General features: G+C 50.1%; 1 protein-coding gene. It reads left to right on the forward strand.

Going from position 1 to position 1593, the window contains the following annotated elements:
• Positions 1-241: 241 nt before the first annotated feature.
• Positions 242-1462 carry an IS110 family RNA-guided transposase gene (locus D7M11_RS36090; RefSeq protein WP_120752099.1) on the forward strand — a complete coding sequence of 407 codons (1221 nt, stop codon included), beginning with the start codon at positions 242-244 and terminating at the stop codon, positions 1460-1462.
• Positions 1463-1593: the final 131 nt, after the last annotated feature.

The raw sequence follows: 1593 nt of genomic DNA on the forward strand, positions 1-1593 counted from the left end.
CGTTACAGACAAACATGCTGCTTTGCGGCACCACTGATGAATGAAAATATTGTCCATACTGGTACTGGGCTGGCGAAGGTAGGTCGTACTTTCTTGGTGTCACGAACCCGTGTTACAGACGGACCACAACGACCCGGTGCATCGCAGATTGTTGCTCCTTCGGGAAGCACGCAGGGTAGAATAGCCCATTTTGGTTGTTGCACCAGCCTTAATTTTAACCAGTCGCAAGGAGACCAGAAACATGGAAGTCTTGCATGAACGCTGTTGCGGCCTAGATGTTCACAAAAAAAGCATCACCGCCTGCATCATCACCGCGAAGGGAAAGGAGATTCGCACATTCCCAACCATGACCCAAAACCTGATGGAACTCGTGGATTGGGTCAAACAAAACCGGTGCACCCATGTTGCGATGGAGAGCACGGGAGATTACTGGAAACCGATTTACAATTTGCTGGAACTGGAAGAGCTGCAGCCGATGGTAGTGAACGCGCAGCATATCAAGGCAGTACCCGGCCGCAAAACCGACGTCAAAGATGCGGAATGGATTGCCAAGCTGCTGCGGCATGGCCTGGTCCAAGGAAGCTTTATTCCAAACCGCGAGCAAAGAGAACTACGAGAGATCGTCCGTTATCGGCGAAGTATCATCGAAGAACGAACCCGCGAAGTCAACCGACTGCAAAAGGTACTGGAGGGAGGAAACATCAAGTTATCCTCCGTCGCCTCGAATGTGCTAGGCGTATCGGGACGCGATATGCTCGAAGCGATGATCAAGGGAGAAACAGACACCTCCGTACTAGCGGACTTCGCCCAAAAGCGGCTAAAAGTCAAAAAGGAACAATTGAAGCTGGCTCTGGATGGCCGTTTGGGCGCTCATCAGTTGTTTATGCTGGAGAAACAAATCGCCCATATTGACAATCTGAACGAGCTTATCGAACAAGTAGATACTGAGATTGACCAGCGCATGGCCCCTTTTGCGGATGACTTGAAGTTATTAGATAGCATCCCCGGTGTCGGTAAACGAACCGCCGAGCAAATCATAGCGGAAGTCGGAACCGATATGACGCGGTTTCCCACGCCCGGCCATTTATGTTCATGGGCGGGAATGACTCCAGGTCACGATGAAAGCGCGGGGAAGAAAAGGTCGGCCAAAACGCGAAAAGGAAACAAGAAGCTGCGAAGTGCCTTAACGGAATCGGCACGGGCCGTAGCCCGAAAGAAAAACAGCTACTTATCCGCTCAGTATCACCGAATTGCCGCAAGACGCGGGAAGAACAGGGCAGCCATTGCAGTCGGACATACAATCTTAAGCATCGTCCATATTCTGTTAACGCGAAAACAGGAATATGTGGAGCTAGGTTTTGATTACTTCGATCAACGCAAACGAGACATCCTGATCAAAAGCTCCATGAAGCGATTGGAATCGCTAGGGTTGATCGTAACCATTTCCGAACAAACTGCTTAATGCTATTAACTACCAAAGCGAATTCAGGGGGGTTGGTTTCCTATTGCCAAAAACGTGCGTATCCGGAGGATTGCGCAAAGACAATACCCTCCAAGCGGCGTTCTCCCACCCGATTAATTTTCAGGATAGAA

Origin of the sequence: Paenibacillus ginsengarvi (genome assembly GCF_003626695.1) — a bacterium.
Taxonomy (GTDB): Bacteria; Bacillota; Bacilli; order Paenibacillales; family NBRC-103111; genus Paenibacillus_AB; species Paenibacillus_AB ginsengarvi.